Source organism: Aeromonas sp. Prich7-2, assembly GCF_017939255.1.
In the GTDB taxonomy this organism is placed as follows: Bacteria; Pseudomonadota; Gammaproteobacteria; order Enterobacterales; family Aeromonadaceae; genus Aeromonas; species Aeromonas caviae.
The window spans coordinates 26,460-45,952 of the sequence record NZ_JAGKRI010000003.1 but is presented as its reverse complement, the minus strand read 5'-3'; the positions used below and the strand labels follow the sequence as shown (position 1 = coordinate 45,952).

16 protein-coding genes are annotated in these 19,493 nt (G+C 62.8%); 4 read left to right on the top strand and 12 right to left on the bottom strand.

Features of this window, described 5'->3' with window-relative positions; all coding sequences use genetic code 11:
- Window positions 1–35: 35 nt before the first annotated feature.
- From J9892_RS00400 to arcB, 5 genes are all read right to left on the bottom strand, one after another.
- A complete protein-coding gene (locus J9892_RS00400) occupies window positions 36–1,247 on the bottom strand; it encodes an EAL domain-containing response regulator (protein ID WP_200164561.1) in 1,212 nt (403 codons plus the stop codon).
- Window positions 1,240–5,514, bottom strand: a complete 4,275-nt coding sequence (locus J9892_RS00395; protein ID WP_210537829.1) for a transporter substrate-binding domain-containing protein — start codon at window positions 5,512–5,514, stop codon at window positions 1,240–1,242. The genes J9892_RS00400 and J9892_RS00395 overlap by 8 nt, the downstream gene beginning before the upstream one ends.
- Window positions 5,515–5,658: 144 nt before the next feature.
- Window positions 5,659–5,862 (bottom strand): hypothetical protein, encoded by a 204-nt coding sequence (locus tag J9892_RS00390; protein ID WP_041211124.1) that lies wholly within the window; start codon window positions 5,860–5,862, stop codon window positions 5,659–5,661.
- 293 nt (window positions 5,863–6,155) lie between these two features.
- A complete protein-coding gene (dgt, locus tag J9892_RS00385; protein ID WP_210537827.1) occupies window positions 6,156–7,532 on the bottom strand; it encodes a dGTPase in 1,377 nt (458 codons plus the stop codon).
- A 29-nt stretch (window positions 7,533–7,561) separates the two neighbouring features.
- A complete protein-coding gene (gene arcB / locus J9892_RS00380) occupies window positions 7,562–9,874 on the bottom strand; it encodes an aerobic respiration two-component sensor histidine kinase ArcB (protein WP_069784566.1) in 2,313 nt (770 codons plus the stop codon).
- A gap of 202 nt (window positions 9,875–10,076) precedes the next feature.
- On the opposite strand from arcB, the gene J9892_RS00375 reads away from it, so the two are divergent.
- Window positions 10,077–11,075 carry a DUF2860 family protein gene (locus J9892_RS00375; protein ID WP_103261498.1) on the top strand — a complete coding sequence of 333 codons (999 nt, stop codon included), beginning with the start codon at window positions 10,077–10,079 and terminating at the stop codon, window positions 11,073–11,075.
- A gap of 61 nt (window positions 11,076–11,136) precedes the next feature.
- Here J9892_RS00375 and J9892_RS00370 read toward each other — a convergent pair whose 3' ends face one another.
- The 4 genes from J9892_RS00370 to J9892_RS00355 all read right to left on the bottom strand — a co-directional run bounded on the left by J9892_RS00370 (window position 11,137) and on the right by J9892_RS00355 (window position 14,068).
- Entirely contained in the window at window positions 11,137–11,829 is a 693-nt protein-coding gene (locus J9892_RS00370) for a DUF3334 family protein (protein ID WP_029313837.1), read from the bottom strand.
- Window positions 11,830–11,947: 118 nt separating this feature from the next.
- Window positions 11,948–12,394: an HIT domain-containing protein gene (locus tag J9892_RS00365; protein WP_201872396.1), complete on the bottom strand. Its 447-nt coding sequence runs from the start codon at window positions 12,392–12,394 to the stop codon at window positions 11,948–11,950.
- A gap of 73 nt (window positions 12,395–12,467) precedes the next feature.
- The gene (locus J9892_RS00360; protein WP_201936017.1) at window positions 12,468–13,091 is read right to left on the bottom strand and encodes a DUF2057 domain-containing protein; all 624 of its coding nucleotides are present in this window, start codon (window positions 13,089–13,091) and stop codon (window positions 12,468–12,470) included.
- 74 nt (window positions 13,092–13,165) lie between these two features.
- Complete coding sequence (locus J9892_RS00355; RefSeq protein WP_113978133.1) at window positions 13,166–14,068, bottom strand: LysR family transcriptional regulator; 903 nt, start codon at window positions 14,066–14,068, stop codon at window positions 13,166–13,168.
- A 97-nt stretch (window positions 14,069–14,165) separates the two neighbouring features.
- Here J9892_RS00355 and J9892_RS00350 point away from each other — a divergent pair, with 97 nt between their 5' ends.
- Window positions 14,166–14,768 (top strand): short chain dehydrogenase, encoded by a 603-nt coding sequence (locus J9892_RS00350; protein WP_103261500.1) that lies wholly within the window; start codon window positions 14,166–14,168, stop codon window positions 14,766–14,768.
- Between the two features lie 123 nt (window positions 14,769–14,891).
- On the opposite strand, the gene J9892_RS00345 is transcribed toward J9892_RS00350, so the two are convergent.
- The 3 genes from J9892_RS00345 to dapA all read right to left on the bottom strand — a co-directional run bounded on the left by J9892_RS00345 (window position 14,892) and on the right by dapA (window position 18,163).
- Window positions 14,892–15,995, bottom strand: coding sequence for a phosphoribosylaminoimidazolesuccinocarboxamide synthase (locus J9892_RS00345; protein ID WP_039040947.1), 1,104 nt, complete (start codon window positions 15,993–15,995; stop codon window positions 14,892–14,894).
- 169 nt (window positions 15,996–16,164) lie between these two features.
- Complete coding sequence (gene bamC, locus J9892_RS00340) at window positions 16,165–17,283, bottom strand: outer membrane protein assembly factor BamC (protein WP_029313833.1); 1,119 nt, start codon at window positions 17,281–17,283, stop codon at window positions 16,165–16,167.
- Window positions 17,276–18,163 (bottom strand): 4-hydroxy-tetrahydrodipicolinate synthase, encoded by an 888-nt coding sequence (gene dapA, locus J9892_RS00335; RefSeq protein ID WP_029313831.1) that lies wholly within the window; start codon window positions 18,161–18,163, stop codon window positions 17,276–17,278. Before dapA ends, bamC begins: the two co-directional genes overlap by 8 nt.
- A gap of 188 nt (window positions 18,164–18,351) precedes the next feature.
- On the opposite strand from dapA, the gene J9892_RS00330 reads away from it, so the two are divergent.
- The gene (locus J9892_RS00330; RefSeq protein WP_010673166.1) at window positions 18,352–18,885 is read left to right on the top strand and encodes an ACT domain-containing protein; all 534 of its coding nucleotides are present in this window, start codon (window positions 18,352–18,354) and stop codon (window positions 18,883–18,885) included.
- Between the two features lie 23 nt (window positions 18,886–18,908).
- Entirely contained in the window at window positions 18,909–19,373 is a 465-nt protein-coding gene (gene bcp / locus J9892_RS00325) for a thioredoxin-dependent thiol peroxidase (RefSeq protein ID WP_102948890.1), read from the top strand.
- Window positions 19,374–19,493 lie beyond the last annotated feature (120 nt).

Genomic DNA, 19,493 nt, shown 5'->3' with positions numbered 1-19,493 from the left:
CCATCCTTGGAATTCGTCGGGCATCCTGCCCGGGATTAGCGTCTGATGAGCGCGGGCAAACGAGCCTGCCAACCCTGATGCCATCCCAGCAGCTCCTCACGGGGCATGGGACGGGCGGAGAAGAAGCCCTGGCATTGATCGCACCCCAGCTTCGCCAGCAATTGCCAGGTCGCCTCATCTTCGACCCCCTCGGCCACCGATTTCAAGCCCAACTTGCGAGCCAGCTCGATGCTGGACTCGATGATGGCTAGGCGAGAGGGATCTTCATAGCAGCGATCCACGAAGGATCTGTCCAGTTTCAACTCGGTAAAGGGGAGCAGGGCGAGCTGCTGCATGGAGGAGTAGCCGGTCCCGAAATCATCGATGGAGAGACCAAAACCGTGCATCCGCAAGCGGGTCAGCACCTCCAGCGACTTGCCGAGATCCTTGACGAAAGCGCTCTCGGTTACTTCGAGGGTGATGAGCTCGGGGTTGATGCTCCAGCGCTGGCAGTGGCTGAGCAGGGTGTTGCACAGATCCCCCTCGATGAGGGAGGTGGTGGAGAGGTTCATCGACAGGTTCAGGGAGAGCCCGGTCTTCTCCCACAGGTGGCCGTCCCGCAGCGCCTTGCCGATGATCACCTCGGTGAGCGGGTCGATGAGCCCGTTGTGCTCCGCCAGCGGGATGAAACGGGCCGGCGAGATGAGGCCATATTCGGGGTGCTGCCAGCGGGCAAGCGCCTCCATGCCGAGCCACTCCCCGTTGTGAAAACCCACCTTGGGTTGATACCAGGGCAGCAACTGGTCCTGATCCAGCGCCCGGCGCAGCTCATCCAGGGTCAGGTGATAACCATCCTCTTCCTGGCTGCGCACCTGCTGGGGCCGCCAGGCACCGATGAGCTGCGCGATCTGCTGGGGAGACGCGGGTTTCTCGATGCGCCCCAGCACCTGCAGGCCATAGGCCCGGCTCATGCGCAGCACGGCATCGACCACGTCATCCTCCAAGGCGCTGCACAGCACAATGCCGCCGCGAAACCCGCCAAGGGAGAGGCGGCGCAGCAGCGCCATGCCATCCATGCCTGGCATGCGCAGATCGCAGAACAGGATGTCGACCCTGTGGTGCTGGCACTGTGCCAGCGCCTCCTCCCCGTCCTGCGCCTCCAGCAGGTTGCCGTAGCCCAGTCCGCGGATCTGGTGCATCAGGGCCTTGCGCTGGAAGTTGTGATCCTCCACCACCATGATCGCCAACTCATGCTGTGCGCTATTCATCGAGCCATAACCCCGTTTCACCTCTGATAGAGTCCATCAATGCCTGTACCGCCCTGGCCAGGTCATCGAGCTTGTCCAGTTGTTTCAATCTGGCCGCCGCCTCCAGCCGGGCCGCCTCCTCTGCCAAAGCCTGCTGTCCTACCATGCGCGCGGCCCCCTTGATGCGATGTGCCGTCTCCACCAGCGCCTGGGTATCCTGGCTGGCCAGCGCCAGCCTCATGTCCTCGCCATCCTGCTCGTTGGCTTCCAGGTATTCGCTGGCCATGCTGCGTGCCACCGCCTCATCCCCGAACAGGGTCAACCAGCTTATGCCTGGCAGTTGAACCCTGGCTTGCCGGGGCGCCTCCGAGGCGAGCTGTTCTTCCTGAGTCGGCAACCAGCGTCCCAGGGTCTGGCTCAGGGCATCCAGGCTGTAGGGCTTGAACAGCATGTCGTTCATGCCGGCATCACGCATCTGCTGGCTCGCCTCCTCAGAGGTATCGGCCGTCACCCCGATAATGGGAGCACTGTCCCCGGCATCCCGCAAGGCTCGCGTGAGGGCATAGCCATCCATCACCGGCATGTGGCAGTCGGTCAGCAGCAGGGCGAAGTCCTGCCCCTGCCAGGCGCGCAGCGCCTCCTCGCTATCTTCCACCACCTCGGACTCGAGCCCCAGGATAGCGAGCTGCCTCGTCAGCAATGCCCGGTTGACGGGGTGATCATCCGCCACCAGCACCCGCCCCCTGAGCTTCTCCCCCTCCATCCCCATCGACTGGCTCGCCTGCTGGTTGAACAGTGACTGGCAGGTTTCCAGCAACAGATCGGGGTAGAGGGGCGATTGTCCCAGTCGCCACCAGGCGTCGCCCCCCATTCGCCCCCGCAGGGCCTCATGGGGAGAGAGTACTATGCCCTTGAGGTTCGAACGCTGCAAACAGGCCAGCCAGTCACTGCCAAGGGCCTGCTCCAGGTGATTCTCCTGCGCCAGCAGATGCCCCTCGAGGGGCTGCTGCCAATGGTGTGCCTCCATGCGTACCAGTCTGGCGCCCAGCCTGGCCATCACCGATTCCAGCCCCTCATCCTCCCCAAACCACCACCATACCTGACCGGTCAGGGGCGGCGCTTCCCACTGGCACTCGGCCAGGGGCAGCGTGAAAGTCACGCAGGTGCCCATTCCGGGGGTACTCTCCAGGGTCAGGCTCCCCCCCATTTTCTGGGTGAGTTGATGACAGATGGCAAGCCCAAGCCCGGTGCCGCCAAACCGGCGGTTGGTGTCGGACTCCACCTGCTTGAACGGGATGAAGAGGGTGCGTTGCTGCTCCAGGGCGATGCCGATCCCGGTATCCCGGACCCGGAAGGCCAGCCGGTCGTCTTCATAATCCACCTGGATGGCGATCGCCCCTGCCTCGGTGAACTTCACCGCGTTGTTCAACAGATTGGAGATCACCTGCCCCACCCTTATCCCGTCAATGCAGGCCAGATCCGGCACCGTCTTCCCCCACTGCAGCGTCACGTTGAGCCCCTTGCCATAGGCCAGGGCCGCATGTCCCCGGATGACATCGCAAATCACCGAGGTCAGGCGGCAGTGATGGGGGTGCAGTTGCAACTGCCCGGCTTCCATCTTGGAGAAGTCCAGGATGTCGTTCACCAGATAGAGCAGATGGTTGGTGGAGGTCGAGATATTGCGCAACATGTAGCGCTGATCGTCGTCCAGCGCGCTCATTTGCAGCAGCTCCAGCATGCCGTGCATGCCGGAGATGGGAGTGCGAAGCTCATGACTCATGGTGGCGAGGAAGCGGCTGCGCGCCTGGGTCGCCTCCTCCGCCACCCGCCTGGCCTGGCGCAGCTCCAGCTCCTGGCGCTTGAGCTTGGTGATGTCCTGCACCACGCCGTTCAATATGACCCCTTCAAGCCCCTCCTGGTGAACGAAATGACCACGGATCTGCAAATAGCCCGCCTCCCCCTGACGCCGGATCTCCACCTCGAGATCCAGCGGCTGCATGCTCAGGGCATGACGATCCACCGTGGCCACGAAGTCCTCGTGCGCCTTGCCTGTCAGCCCCAGGATGGAGGCACCGGTGACCGCCATGCCGACCAGGTCCTCTTCGACCCCCACCATCTCCCTGACCCCTTGCGAGGTGTAGAGGAAGTGCCCCTTGCCCAGCCCAAGCCAGTGATACTGATAGACCAGACCCGGCATGCTGTCGGTGATCTGGGTCAGCCGGGTCTGCGCCTCCTGGGCCGCAAACCGCGCCTGCTCCAGCTCGGTCACGTCGGTCAGCACGGTCAGGATCCCGAGCCGCTTGTCATCGGGCCCCGCAAAGAGCCGCTTGGTGTAGATCATCTGGTGCAGGCGATCGTCATCAAACCGGATCTCGCCCCGGCCATGAAGCTCCTCTCCGCTCTCCCAGACGCTGGCATCCTCCTCCATCACCCTGGCGCGGATCGACTCGGGCAATCGATCCTGGAGCAACCGCTCATAGGAGCCCGTCAGGTTCTCCCCGCCGAGGAACATCTGCCGGTACGCCCGGTTCGTCATTGCCACTTCATAGCGCTCGTTGGTCAGCACCACCTGGTTGGGCAGGGCATCCAGCATCATCTGGACAAACACCAGCTGCTCCTCGAGCCGCCGCTCGGCCTCCCGCCGCTGGCTGATCTGGCGGCGCAACGTCCGGTTCCAGCCCATGAACAGCAAGAGGCAGAGCAGGAAAATGCCGCCGCCGAGGGAGGACCAGAGCAGCACCGTCTTCGGATCCAGTCCCGTCTGTATGGTCAGGGAGAGCCACTTTTTCTCCAGGGCGGAGAGCTCGTCGGGGGGAATGGCGATCAGCACCTTGGTGAGGATCTGCTGCAGCATGGGATCCTGCAACTGGGTCGCCATGGCGATGGGTACCCGCAGGTCGCTGCCGGAGAAGACCACCTGGTAGCGGTCGCTGAATCCCTTTTGCAGCGACTGCTCCAGGGTGGTGGTGCTCATCAGCACATAGTCGACCTTCTGCTGGTCCAGCAGGGGCAGCAATTCGGCATCGCTGGCCACCGGCACGGCGATGGCCCCCACCTCGTTCAGCAAGACCTGCTCCACCGAGCCCCCTACCATGCCCACCCTGTGCCCTTTCAGTGCCCTGGCGGCGGTGAGCTCGGCCATCCCCTGCCTCGCCACGACCACCCGGTTGATCGACGCGTAGTTGGGGGTAAAGCGGGCAAACTGCTGACGCTCCGCGGTGGGAGTCATGGCCGGGATGAGATCCAGCTTGCGATCCTGGAAGAGCGCCATGCTCTGGGCCCAGCTCCGGGTCGGCACCAGGGTGAACTGAAGCCCGGCACGCTGGCTCATCAGTGTCAGCAGATCGGCAATGAGCCCCTTGAGCCGCCCCCTGTCGTCCACCTCGCTCATCCCGGGCCAATCCGGGGCAACCCCGTAGCGGATGACCGGATGTGCTTGCAACCACGCCTGCTCCTGCGGATTGAAGACGATCTCCCTGCTCCTTTTCACCAGGGCATAGTCGAGGATGTCCCCCGCCTCCAGAATGGCGCGACGCTCCAAGGGAGAGATGTCCTCGAGGGCCCGCTCCAGCAATCCCTGCAAGACATCATTCCTGGGTGCCACGGCCATGGCGAGGGAGGTATCCCTCATCCAGTCGATCCTGGCCAGCGCCATGCCCGCCATGGCTTGCAGCCTGTTCAGCATGGGCAGCTCGGCCAGATAGGCATCCGCCTTGCCCTCCTTGAGCATGAAGATCGCCTCGTCCCGGCTGTCGGCCGTGATCAGGTTCGAGATCCCCAGGCGCAGCAGCTCATCGCAGGCGCTGACACCGAAGACGCAGACCCAGCGCACCCCATAGGCCTCCTCCAGGGAGAGGCTCTCCCGCCCCCCCGTCAACAGCACGGCCCGGGGCAGTGCCATCAGCTCGGAGGTAAATTGCATCTGCAGGGTGCGGGTCGGGCTCGGTGCCACCCCGATCAACATGTCGACCCTGCCATCCAGCAAGGCCTGCTGGACCGCCGCATTGTTGGCATAGGCACGGTAGCGAAGGCTCATCCCCAGCCTGGCTGCAATCTGGGAGGCGAACTCATCCAGTGGGCCGGTGAAATTGCCGCGCCCATCGGTATAGACATAGGGTGGCCAGGCCGCCGAAGGCATGCCGACGACCAGTTCATCATGGGTGGCAAGCCAGTGCAGTTCGTCCAGGGTGAAGTTGCTCTGGTCCAGTTGCGCCGGCGCAGCCGCAACCATCAGGCTCCAGAAAGCCAGACCACATAGCAGGATGAGACGACAGCAGCGGCGGAACATTATCAACTCCCATACGAAACGGAGGGGGATCATAGAGTGTTTGGCGCAATGTGCGACAACTAAATTGAGACAATGCTCATCAGGAAAGAAAAATGGCAGGCCCAGGCCTGCCATCCACCAGGTCGGGGGCCGGGCCCCCTCCCCTCAGGTTATTCGGTTCCCGAGCCGGAAACCGGTTTGAAACTCCCGCTCACGGATGTGGGCGATCTGCACTTCCTTGCCTTCCAGCCCGATGTCTTTGAGCAGGGCAGGTGAAAGATGCAGGTAGCTGACGCGACGCTCCAGCCGGGTGATCCTTTTTTGAACCAGGGTCTCTACGTGGCGCAGCAGGGCGAGTTCGATAGACATAATATTCTCCAGTTGAACGTGCGGTTCCCCCGGAGAGAGGTGATCACCCTGCGGGACAACCGCGGGTGATGAAAAAAGCAGGTGTTACCTGTCCCCTCCACGCGGCAAATAAAGAGCACGAGTCTTCGCGCTGCCAGAGCAGCGATCGAACGCAACGTTGAACATGGAATGTTGCATGGTCGTCTCCTTACCGTGTGAAAGTTGAACAAGTTGCCGCAGTGTAAAAAAACACCGAATTTTACGCAATATCTCTCCCACCCATATGGGTGGAATGCGGCCAAAAAGAGGTTCAGTCAAATCCCTGACAACAGCCGGAACTCCTCCAGCGCATAGGTATCCGTCATGCCGCTCACATAATCGAGCAGCAGCCGCACCCGGTAGTACCACTCCTGCTCGCTCTCCTTTTCGAAACGGGGATCCCGGCTCGCCACCGCCAGCCGGTACGCCTTGAGGTGTCGGGCAGAGAGGCGGTGGAACAGCCGCCGGGCGAAGAAGAGCTCGCTCCCGCCGTTGCCTGCGAGCAGCCGCTCGAACTGGCTGGCGGGCAGGGCCAGCAGGCAGGCGTAGGTGGAGAGCACCCCGCGCAGGGCGGCATAGCCTTCCAGCTCCAGCGCCTCCACCTCCGGGCGCATGAACACCAGCTCGCGAGCCACCCGCTTGAGGGTATCGAGTACCCGGGCTGCCGGAGCCTGGCCGTGCAGCAGCGCCTGGGGATAGGCCCCGCTCAGGATCTGATCGTGCTCGGCCACATAGGTATGGGCGGCCAGCGCCACCAGATCCCGGGTCAGATGCTGGCGAAAATGGGGGAAGAACCCCCGACCGGAGGCAAGCGCCTCATCGAGCAGGTCGGCCATGTAACCGCCCTCGTCCGCCTCGCGCAGGGCTGCCAGCAGTTCGCTCTGGGTGAGGATGTGCCTGTCCACCGCATCCTCGAGATCGGCGATGCAGTAAGAGATGTCGTCCGCCGCCTCCATGATGTAGACCAGCGGATGACGGCACCCCTCGGCCAGCCCCAGGCTCTGGCCGAGGGCACGATAGAGGGGTTGTTCGCTGAAGAAGATGCCGCGCTTGCTGGTCCAGCCGTGGTGCTGACCATAGCCCTGGGGATGGTGCAGGCCCGGCAGGGGCTGCTGCGGGTATTTGCACAGCGCCGCCAGCTGCCCCAGGGTGAGGTTCAGCTCGTGCAGGCTGTGCACCAGTCGCAGGCTCTGGGCATTGCCGTCAAACACCAGCAGATCCTGGCGAAGGGTTGCCCACTGGGCGCTCGGCAACTGGTCGTGGGCACGGGCGAAGAGGCCGTCCAGCTCCTGGGCAAGCCACTGACTCATCACCTGCTCACCGAAATGGCCAAACGGCGGGTTGCCGACATCGTGCAACAGGCAGGACATCTCCACCAGATTGATGAAGGCCCCCTCGCACACCACTCCGGCCGGCAGCGCCGCCAGGATACGGCGACTGATCTGGCGACCGGTCTCCTGCACCTCCAGCGAATGGGTGAGACGGCTGCGCACCGAGGCTTTCACATCGAGCGGGAAGACCTGGGTCTTCTGCTGCAACCGACGCACCGGCGCCGCCTGCACGATGCGGGTGCGGTCCTGCTCCGTCGCCTCCAGCAGGTCTTCGTCTCCCCAGGGGTGAATGCGCTCGGGGGGGATCAAACGGTCATACATGTCGTGGCTCCTTGCCTGAGGCGTCGTGTCTACGAGAGCAGCCAGCGCCGCAGGCGGGCGATGTCACCCGGGTATTCCCGGCGCAGGGTTTCAATCCAGTCTTCCACGTTCTCCCACCAGGCGGGGTGATCCGGGCTCTGGATAAGCTGGGCCGTCTGCTGCAACCGGCGCAGGCCGATGGAGCCCGCCGCCCCCTTGATCTTGTGGGCCTCCTCCACCACACCGGCCTGATCCCTGGCAATCATGTTGGAGTCGAGCACCGCCATGTAATCCGGCATCATCTTCTCGAACAGCTCGACGCTGGAGAGCAGCACCGGCTTGCCGACCGTGCTGGCGTAATCGGTGAGGAAGGGCAGATCCAGCAGGGCATCCTGATGGTGGACATCGTCCTGCTCGTCCGCCTCGTCCCCGGCGAGATCCGCAAACAGGTGGCCTATCACCTCCCGCACCGCCTTGGAGCCCAGCGGCTTGTTGATCACATCCTGCATGCCGTGATCCCGGTAGTACTGGCGATCGCCGGTGGCATTGGCGGTGAGCGCCACCATGGGGGGCAGGCTGTCGCCGTAGCGCGCGAGCAGTTGCTCCGCCACATCGAACCCCGTCATGTCCGGCAGCTGGATGTCGAGCAGGATCAAGTCGAAATCATCCGGGTTGGCCATGGCCAGCGCCTCTGCACCATCCCGCGCCACCTTGACCTGATGGCCGAGCTTGTTCAGCAGAGCGCAGGCCACGGTCACGTTGAGCTCCACATCCTCCACCAGCAGGATGTCGAGGGAGGGCATCTCTGGCTCCGGGGCTGCGGCCCTGGGCTCGACGCAGTCCACCTCCAGCTCGGCGGTGAAGCAGGCGCCTTCGCCCGGGTCGCTGTCCACATAGAGTTGACCGCCCATGGCCTGCACCAGCTGGCGGGAGACCGCAAGACCGATGCCGGTGCCGGTGGCGTGCTTCTTGCCCTGCACCTGATAGTACATGGCGAAGATCTTCTCCTGCTGGGCGCGGGGAATCCCCACCCCGGTGTCTTCCACCTCGAAGTGCAGCGCCAGCTTGCCCGGTTCATCAGCGGCGTGGGCGAGACAGCGTATGGTGACGCCCCCTTCATCGGTGAACTTGACCGCATTGCCCACCAGGTTCCACAGCACCTGGCGCAGCCGGGTGCCGTCCGCCATCACGAACTGGGGCATGTCGCCGTCCCGGTCGAAGTGCAGGTAGAGCCCCTTCTGCTCCGCCTGGATGCGCGACAGCGTCTCCAGCTCGTCGAGGAAGGCGGGCAAATCCAGCGGAGCCGGCGCAATCTCCAGCCGACGACGGTCGAGCTTGTCCAGATCGATGATGTCGTTGAAGATGTTGCCGAGCGTCACCGCGCTCAGGTGGATGGTCTTGAGCTGTTGCTGCTGTCTGGCATCGAGGGGCGTATCCATCAGCATCCGGCTCAGGCCCACGATGCCATTGAGCGGGGTGCGCAGCTCGTGGCTGATGGTGGAGATGAAGGTGGTCTTGTCCCGACTCGCCTTCTCCAGCTTGTCCTGGTACTGCTTGCGCTCGGTGATGTCGCGACCAAAGCCGAGCAGGCCGAGCCGCTTGCCGAAGCGGTCGAAGAAGGGCACCTTGCGCAGCTCGAAGTAGGCCTTGCGGCCATCAGGATACTCCAGCCACTGCTCATAGGTGAGCGGCTCGTTCTGGGCGAAGACCTGCTTGTCGGTCTCCACCACCTTGCTGGCGATGTCGTGCTTGTAGACATCGAACGGGGTCAGGCCGATGAGTTCCGCTTCCACCTTGCCGGTGAGCTCCTCCATGGCGCGGTTGCAACCGGAGAACTGCTCGTCCTCGTTGCGGTAATAGACCAGATCGGGGGAGCAGTCGATGAAGGAGCGCAAGAGGGCGGTACGCTCCCCCAGATGCAGCTGGGCCTTCTCCCGCTGGAACACCTCGTTCTCCAGATCCTCGATGGCTTGCTGGCGCAGGGTCTCGGCCCGGTTGGTCTCGGCGATCTGGGCATTGAGGCGGCTGATGTTCTCCTGTAACTGGCTGTTGAGCTCGAGATCCCGCTCGCGCATGTCTTGCAACTTGCGCACCATCCGGGTCAGCCGTTGGCGGGAGTCCTCCAGCTGATCCACCACGATGGAGAGAAAATAGACGGCCCAGGGGGTCACCAGCAGGCCGAAGAAGACAGAGCGCACCAGGTCGACGATGTCCACGGTGCCGCGCAAAAACAGGGTCACCCCCATCTGGATCGACACGGCCAGCACTATGATGGCGGTGGCCAGGAACATGCTGAAGCGCACCAGTCCCAGCTTGGTCATCAGGTCGACGTAATATTGCGCCCAGGATTTGATCTGCTTCATCTCGTTGTTTTCTCCCCTTTTCTTGCGCAAACAGGATACCAGTACGGCGCCATGAACTCTTGTCCGTCGCGTATTCAATTATTGATTAACGTCACACTCCGGCTGGGGTAGCATGCCTGCCATGCCTCAGTCAGCACCGGTTCCACCGGAATACCGGGGCACACTGTCACCCTTCTCATTCGTTATGTCAGGAGCATACCCGATGCGAAATCATGTTCTGTTGAGCCTTGGCCTGCTGGTCGCCACCACCGCCCACGCCGATCTGGGGGAGATCCCCCGCCAGACCGGCTGGTCCGGTTTTCTGCTGGGCGGAGTCAATGCCGGCAGCCACAAGTCCAACTTCTATGCCGGTGACGACAGCAACAGCCGTATCGATGATCTGGGCTCCCCCGGCCGCGAAAGCGGTCTGAGCCCGCTGCTCAATGCCGATATCCGCTACACCTTCGCCGATACCCGCACCCAGGTCTTCCTCGGCAACCTCATCCAGGACGCGGTGCGCTTCGACTTTACCCAGCAACTCGGTCTGCGCCAGGAGATGGGTGACAAGGGTATCGTCGCCACCTCCCTGGTGTTCAACCTCATGCCGGTGGAAGTGTGGAGCGATCCCTTCGCCACCGGCGTGGACCGCAGCGCCACCGATCTCACCTCGAAAGGGGTGCGCTTTGCCTGGGACAGGATCTGGGGCAGCAACGTCTACGCCACCCTGACCAGCCGGGAAGTGGAGCTCGACGAGGAGCGCAGTGGCCAGCAATATGACCTGACCCACGGCACCCACTACGCCTCCATGCTGAGCCGCAACGGCAAGGTCCACGACCTGGCTGTCTCCTACCAGTACCACTTCGGCGGCAACCAGCTGCTGGAGCCCGCCTTCCTCTACAAGGAGGCCCGCCTGGACGGGAGTGCGGAGAGCTTCAAGAACACCGGTCTGCAGCTGACCTATGCCAAGCGCGCCTCCCAGTGGTCCATCGTGAGCAGCCTCTACGCCGGCAAGCGCAAGTACGACGAGGCGAATCCCCTGTTCGGCCAGCGCGCCGATGCCAGCGAGTTCGCCCTCAATGGCACCTTCTTCTGGCACAACCTGTTCGGCATCAAACCCCTTGCCGCCACCTTCACCGCTGCCTACTCCAGTGCCGACTCCGACATCGACTTCTACGATGCCGAGGCGCTTCGCTTCAGTACCGGGCTGCTTTACAACTTCTGACCCGCCCCAAGCAAGGAGGCCACCCCCGGGGTGGCCTCTTCATTTGCACAACCCTCGACCATCAGATGCCGAGGGAATCCAGCAGATCGTCGTGCTCGTTGCTCGCCGGCGCGGCCGCCGGTGCCGGTTTGGCTGACTGCTTGGCCTGGGCGATCAGCTCGTCGGGATCCACCTCCTCCTGCACGCCGCCATCATGGATCCGGATAAACTCCGTCTTGTCCATGGCCAGCTCCAGATAGAAGATGTTGTTGCTGGCGGTGAAGAAGGTCACCCGGCGGGTCTCGGGATTGTCGAGGTTGGTGTCGACGCTCAGCATCACCTGCTTGTTGAGCGCCAGCATCTTGGGCTGGTTCTGGGTGATGTGGGTCTGCAGCTCGCGCCCCACCTTGGTGGTGAAGCTGCCGACAATCTGGTTCATCAGCTCGCCCATGACGTTGCTCACCTCGTCCGAGGTGTGGGAGATGGCGAGATCCTCCTTGGAGAGCCCCATGCTCAGCATGTAGCTCTGGTAGAGCTCCATGGCCGCGGCGGCGGAGAAGTTGATCACCACCAGCCCGGAGAAGCCGCCGTCAAACAGCACGAAACAGCCGATGTCAGGCTTGAGGCAGGTCTTGCTGATCCGCTGCACCATGCCGGAGAAGCGCACCTGGGTCTGGGTCGCCGCACTCAATACGCTCGTCACCGAATTGCACAGGCTCAGCAGCACGTCCTCTGTGGTCAATACGGCATCATCCTCGGATCTTGTCACTATCATGGAACCTTCCTGCTGATCGAAATAATGGGGCTGTCACTCGTGTCGCCCATGTCACCATGCACCGACGCGATACGCTAACAGATTGCGTGATCCCGGTGCCCAAAGCGCGAGCCACCTCTCACTTGACTGGATTATCAGTCAGAAATGGCTGAAATCCATCCAGGGTAGCCAGACGGGCTTGCCAACTGGCAGCCGCCCCTTGCAAGGCCTGCTCCTCATAGGGAATGGCGGGACAGGCACCCCAGATGGGGCCGGGCCAGGCCGCATCCGAGCTGAAGCGGGCCACGTGGTGCAGGTGCAGCTGAGGCACCAGATTGCCGAGGGCCGCCACGTTGATCTTGTCCGGGCCGAGTGCCCGCTCCATCAGGGTGGCGACGGCGCAGGACTCCTGCATCAACTGCTGTTGCTGCTCGGGGGCCAGATGATGGATCTCCCGCAGGTTGGCGACCCGGGGCACCAGAATCAGCCAGGGATACTGGCTGTCTTTGGCCAGCAGGACGCGGCACAGGGGCAGATCCCCCAGTATCCGGGTATCCGCCTGAAGGCGGGGGTGCAATTCAAACATGGGGGCCTCGCTGATCAACATGGGCACATCGGGAATCAAAGATGTGCCCACGTTACTGCAACGGGGAGCAAACTTAAAGGCGCGGCACGGCCCAACCGATGAAGCGCTTGCGAAGCGCGGGGTCCGCCTGCAGGAAAAGCTGTTGCAACTGCCCTTCCAGGGCGCTGGCCGGCACGGAGGAGGCCCGGGGCGTCGCCACGGCGGCCGCAGTCACATCCGCCGCACCGGCGAGCACGGCAGGCCCCTCGCTGCGGTTGTACTCCATCAGCCTGGCATGCCAGTCCATGCCGATCTGCATCCCCTGCACCATCAGCGTATCCTGACGCACCTCGAGGGGCTGCCCCCCCGCCACCAGGCCCAGGACAGGGGCCCTGGCGTAGCGTTCCATCCCGGCCTCGTCCGCAGGCACGGGAGCCTGCAGGCGCACCGACTGCCCGCGTGCCTCATAGCGAAGCACCTGGGGCTCGGAGCGAACCTGGCGATCGTTGTCGCTGCTGTTGCGACTCGGGATCACCCCCTCGTAGCGCACCAGCAGTTGCTGCTCCCCGTCGGCCAGCACGGCATGCTGCTCGTCCTGCACCTTGCCGGCGCTCACCGCCAGGATCTGGAAATCCCGGGGCACCTCGACCCTGACCTCGGCCTGCACACCGCCGCAGCACAGCAGCGCAACCCCTGCCCAACCCTGATGACGCTTCATTCCCTGACTCTCCTTTCGCGATGAAGGGCGCAGGGTAGCAGCCCCAGATGACAGAAAAATAACGGGATGCAGGCTCACCCCAGCAGATAATGGGGCCGCTCGGCAAACCACTGGGCCAGCACCTGCTTGAACAGCCGGATCTTGCGCGGCACCCGGCGCTGCTGGGCGTGCAGCACATGGATCGGGTGCAGGCCGGTCTGCCACTCCGTCAGCACGGCCACCAGCTCCCCTCGGGCCAGGCTGGCCTCCACCAGCATCAGTGGACACTTGGCAAAGCCCATGCCCGCCCGGGCCAGTTGCAGCAGGGTGCTGTAGTGGTTGGCCCGCACTCGCCCCTGCACCAGGATGTGCGCCTCCTCCTCCCCCTGGCGAAAGTGCCACTGCTCCCAGTCCAGGTTGTGGCCCTGCAGCAGGCAGGAGCGCCCCCCCAGCTCATAGGGAGTGGCGGGGATCCCCTCCCGCGCCAGCAGGGCGGGGCTTGCCACCACCACATCTTTGAGCCTGCCGAGCGGCAGGGCCACCAGGTTGTCGGGGATCAGCTCCATGGCCCGCAGAGCGATGTCATTCTCCCCCTGGCTCATGTCGATCATGGCATTGGTGAAGTTGAGCTCGACCTGGACGCCGGGGCAGAGCTCGGCAAAACGGGCGAGCAGCTCGCTCACCATGCGGTCCCCCGTGCTGACCGGGCAGGTGAAGCGCAGGCGGCCGCTGTCCTCCTCGGTCAGGGCACGGATCCCCTCCTCCGCCTCCCGGGCCAGGGCGAAGATCTCACCGGCCTGCTGGTGAAGCACCCGCCCCGCCTCGGTCAGGCTGAGTCTGCGGGTCGTGCGCTGGAGCAGCTGGGCATTGAGGGCGGACTCCAGGGCGCTGACATGGCGACTCAGCATCCCCTTGCTCACCCCCAGGGCATCGGCAGCGGCGGAGAAACTGCCCCGTTGCACCACTTCATAGAAACTGGCCAGGTGGGTGATATCCATCATTAGCACCAATATGGAAACAATGGGTTCATCATAAGCGCTTTTTCTCCCTTTTTATCCCGCTATCATCAACTCATCTCAACCAGGAGCGATAGATATGAAGATTGTGATTGTGGGTGCCTCCGGCACCATTGGCGCCGCCGTCAGCGAACTGCTTGCCCAGGATCACCAGGTGATCCGGGTCAGTCACAGCCAGGGGGATGCCAGAGTGGACATGCGCGACCCCGCCTCCATCCGGGCGCTCTTCGAGCAGATCGGATCCTTCGATGCCCTGGTGGTCGCCAGCGGCAGCGTCGCCTTCAATGCCCTGACCGAGATGACGGACGAGCAGTGGCAGGTGGGGCTTCAGAGCAAGCTGATGGGCCAGATCAACCTGACCCGGGCCGCCATTGCCCACCTGAGCGACCGTGGCTCCATCACCCTCATCAGCGGCATTCTGAGCGAGGAGCCCATCCACTGGGGGGTGAGCGCCACCACCATCAACGGTGCCATCGAGCACTTCGTGAAAGGGGCAGCCTGCGAGCTGCCAAGGGGCATTCGCATCAACGTGGTCAGCCCCACCGTGCTGGAAGAGTCCATGGGCAAGTATGCCGACTTCTTCCCGGGCTTCGTGCCGGTACCCGCCGCCCGGGTGGCCCAGGCCTACAAGAAATCGGTACTGGGGGTACAGACCGGTCAGATCTTCCGGGTCAATGGCTGAGCGCTCCGGACAACCCAATGAAAACGGGCCCCGTCATGGGGCCCGTTTTGTCATCTGCGTTGCAAACGCCTCCCCTGCCACCGGCAAACGTTTGTGCGCCTGCGGCAAAAAAAGCGGTCGGCCTCAGTCGATCAGGCCGTACTGCTCCCGCAGTACCTCGATGATCTCCTGCTTCGGATTGGCACTGCGTACCAGCGGCTGACCGATGATCTTCTCGGCGATCCCCACATAGGTGCGGGAGATATCCATCATCACCTCGGTGGGCAGCTTGTTGTCACGGGCCAGGGCGAAGCGCTCGGGCATGCGGTTCTTGTTGAGCAGGATGTCCGGATCCGGGAAGTGGTTCAGCAGCCACTGGCGGAAGCCCTCTTTGGACTTCTCGATGATCTCGCCGCCGCGAAGGGCTGCGCCGTCCCAGATGCGGGAGCTGTCGGGGGTGCCCACTTCATCCATGTAGATGAGCTTCTCGCGACCGGCGGCATCGGTCACGTAACCGAACTCGAACTTGGTGTCGACGAAGACCTGATCCAGGGCAGCCAGCGCCTCGCTGATGACGTTGAAGCCCTCTTTGAGCAGCGCCTCGTAGCGGTCGATGTCCGCCGGGGAGCGGAAGCCGAAGGCCTGATGGTGGCGCTCGATGTCGCCGCGGGAGACGTTGACGTCGTCCGCTTCCGGCACACCATCCAGCCCCTTGAGGATCCCCTTGGTGGACGGGGTGATGAGGATCTCGGGCAGCTTCTGATCCTTCTTGAGCCCTTCCGGCAGGGTGATGCCGCAGAATTCCCGCTCACCATCCTTGTAGGCACGCCACATGGAGCCGGTGATGTACTGGCGGGCAATCGCCTCGATCATCACGGGACGGGCTTTTTGCACGATCCAGACGAAGGGGTGCGGGATGTCCAGGATGTGGCTGTCCGCCAGCCCCTGCTCCTTGAACAGCTTGAACCAGTGGCTGGAGATGGCATTGAGCGCCGCGCCCTTGCCCGGCACGCCGTTCAGACCGTCCACCCCTTGCCAGATGCAGTCGAAAGCCGAGATGCGATCACTGATCACCATGAGGGCCAGGGGCGTATCGGCCGGCACATCATAGCCTTTCTCCCGAATGAGCCGGGCACTGTCTGCCGGGGTCAACCAGTAGACGCTGCGCACTTTGCCGGAATGGACAGGTTTATCGGTACGGATCGGCAAATCGTCGTTCACCGCCAATACTTGATCTGCAAGACTCATGGCTAATAACACTTCCTGTTGTGGGACTAGTTAGGCAGGGGCACCAGACCCCTGTCTGTGGGGGATTCACATCATCAGGTACTCAGGCCCGGGGCAACCGGCTCGGCACGCTGGCCCTGCGGCAACCCGGACATAACAAAACAGGGGCGCGAGGCCCCTGTTTCCATGCTTACTTCGCCCCCTGATCGGCCAAGCCCTTGGCAAAGGCCTCGGACAGGCTGATGTACATCTGGGAGATGACACCGGATGCGACAGGCTTCTTGTCCTTGTCGAACAGGGTGATGGAGGTCTTGCCGCCCGTCATCTCGCCGAGCTGGAAGCGATACTTGTCTTCCTCGAGCTTGAAGGGCTCCGCTCCCTTGGCCTTCCAGAACTCGCTGTCCGGCTCGTCGTACTCCACGTCGATCCAGCCCAGGGACTGCTGGGTGTCCTTGATGGTGAAACCATAGGCAGGCAGCACCTGATTGAGGCGGCGCCACACCTGGTCAAACGACCCTTCGGCAATCCAGGCGCTCAGCTCGTTGTTGTCCAGACCCAGCTCCAGCCCCATGCCATCGCTGGACTTGTGCTGTTCACGGGCCTTGAGCTGCTTGTCGTAATAGAGGGAAAACTGGTTCAGGGCGCGGGTAGCATAACGCTGGGCGTCCGCCGGCGTCAGCACAGTGCTGGTCTCGCCGTCGATGGTCTCTTCGTGATCCAGCACCCGTACCGACATCTTGATGGCGTGGCGCTGCACATCGTTGCGCAGGGTGAACTGGTAACGCTGACGGATCTTGAAGTCATCGTCATCTTCCGCCCAGCCATCGAGCACCGCCGAGTTGTCAAACCAGCCGGTCTGCAAGACGCCGTCCTGTTGGTCCAGCTTCTCGGTGGTGACCTTGTGTTCGGCCAAGAAGTTCATCAGGAAGGCCCAGGTATCGCGCTCCACGCTCTGGGAGGTGCTGAGGGCATAGAAGGCGACGGTTGGCTCGCTGGCATTGGCCACCACCTGGCTGCCGGGCACCACGGTGAGCAACTGGGCGGGCGGACGCACGTCCACCTTGGCCCCGAGGGCTCCCTCACGGCTGCTCTCGGGCAGGGCAGGAATGTCGAAATTGCTGTTAAAGGCGGGGGTACTCAACCCGGCGGGCACAAGGAAGGCGCGGCCTTCGAGGCGGCTCTCTTCATACTCGAAGCCACGGTTGGCCATTTTGCGTTCCTGGGGTGAGCTGCAGGCAGCCAGCACGGCCACCGTCGCGACACTCAGTACCAGGCGCACTGCATTTCCCTTTCCATTTGCTTTAAACACTCGCCATCAACTCCGCAGTCGTCAGTGCTCGCGCCATCGCCGCTTCCCCCTCGGGGGTGAGATCGGTCAGGGGCAGACGCAAGGTCGCCGTCGCCATCAATCCCAGCCGGGCACAGGCCCATTTCACCGGGATGGGACTCGGTTCACAGAACAGAGTCTGATGCAACGGCATCAATCGATTGTTGATGTCATGAGCCTGCCCGGCATCACCGGCCAGGGCAGCACGACACATGTCGGCCATCTGGGGCGCCGCAATATTGGTGGTGACCGAAATGACACCATCGCCCCCTTGCAGCATAAAATCACATCCGCTGGCGTCATCGCCACTATAAAGCGCAAAATCCGGCCCGCACAGTTCGCGCAGCAGCGGGGTACGGCCAAGATCGCCAGTCGCTTCTTTCAAACCTATGATGCCGGGCACCTTGGCCAGACGGGCCACCGTCTCGGGTTTGAGGTCACAACAGGTGCGACCGGGCACATTATAGAGAATTTGAGGCAGACCACTAGCCTCGGCGATCGCACAATAGTGACGATAGAGGCCTTCCTGGGTGGGTTTGTTGTAATAGGGGGTAACCGAGAGACCCGCCACCACGCCCATGGTGGCGAAACGCCGGGAGAGGGCGATGGCATGAGCAGTATTGTTGGAGCCGCAGCCCGCGATGACGGGAATGCGTCCGGCGGCGTATTCCACCGTCTTCTCAACCACGGCGATATGTTCCTGCTCGCTCAGGGTGACCGACTCTCCCGTGGTTCCCACGGCGACGATGGCGCTGGTCCCGGCATCCACATGATATTCCACCAGCGCTGCCAGACTGACCCAATCGATGTCGCCCGAGGGCAGCATGGGGGTAACGAGCGCAACAATACTACCGCGTAACATGGATAATTCTCCCGATTTTCAGGGGCGTAATGGTAAAGCTGCCCCTTTTGAAAAACAAGGGAGGCACGGGACAAGCCGTGTTACCATCCGGCACAAAACGTATGAATGCACGAGCGCACAAGAGGCCTCACGGCAGAGTGCCGGCACCCGCGGTCAACGCATTCTCAATAATGGACGAGAGACGATTTATGACTCACTACCTGGTCGTAACGGCCATCGGCACGGACAGGCCTGGCATCGTCAATGAGGTGACCCGTCACGTCAGTGGCTGCGGTTGCAACATTGTCGACAGCCGTCTTGGCATCTTCGGCAACGAATTCACCTTCATCATGCTCCTGTCCGGTGACTGGAACAGCCTGATGCAACTGGAAATCAGCCTCCCACTGCGCAGCCAGGAGTGGGATCTCATCACCATGATGAAACGCACCGAGCGCCACCACTCCCTGCAATATGACATCAGCGCCAGCGCAGAGGTGCTGATCCGGGATCAGCCGGGCATCGTAAGTCAGTGCACCCAGTTCTTCAGCGATCACGGCTGGGACATCCAGGCCATGCAGACCATCACCCTGGAACAGCAGCCCTTCAACCTGCTCAAGGCGAACTTTCAGTTGAATCTCTCCAAGCAGGGAGAAGAGCCTGGCTCGAAGACAGCCTTCGCCGATTTCTGTCGTGGACTGGGCGCCGAGTCGTTCGAATTCATCGTCAATCACAAGTACGCCTGACGGCGTTTATCCGAGGAGACCCCATGTCACCACTAGAAGCTGGTACCCAGGCCCCCGATTTCTCCCTCTCCGATCAGGACGGCAATCAGGTTCGCCTCGCCGACCTGCGCGGCAAGAAGGTGCTGATCTATTTCTACCCCAAGGCGATGACCCCGGGTTGCACCACCCAGGCCTGCGGTCTGCGCGACGTCAATAGCGAGCTGACTGCCCTCAATGTGGTGGTGCTCGGCATCAGCCCGGACAGCGCCAAGCGCCTGAAAAAGTTCGAGGAGCGCGACAACCTCAACTTCCGCCTGCTGGCCGATGAGGATCACGCGGTGGCCGATGCCTTTGGCGTCTGGGGCCCGAAGAAGTTCATGGGCAAGGAGTATGACGGCATCCATCGCCTGAGCTTCCTCATCGACGAAGAGGGCAAGGTTGCCCATCGCTTCGACAAGTTCAAGACCGGCGATCACCATCAGGTGGTGCTCGACCTCGTCAAGGGGTAAGCCACCAGCGGCATTGTTGCAGGGCTCGCCATGGCGGGCCCTGCTCGTTTCACCACGGCATCAGCCCCCACTCTCTGGCGGCTCACCAGAGCGCCTCCTCCCGCCTTTTCTCGCCAACCT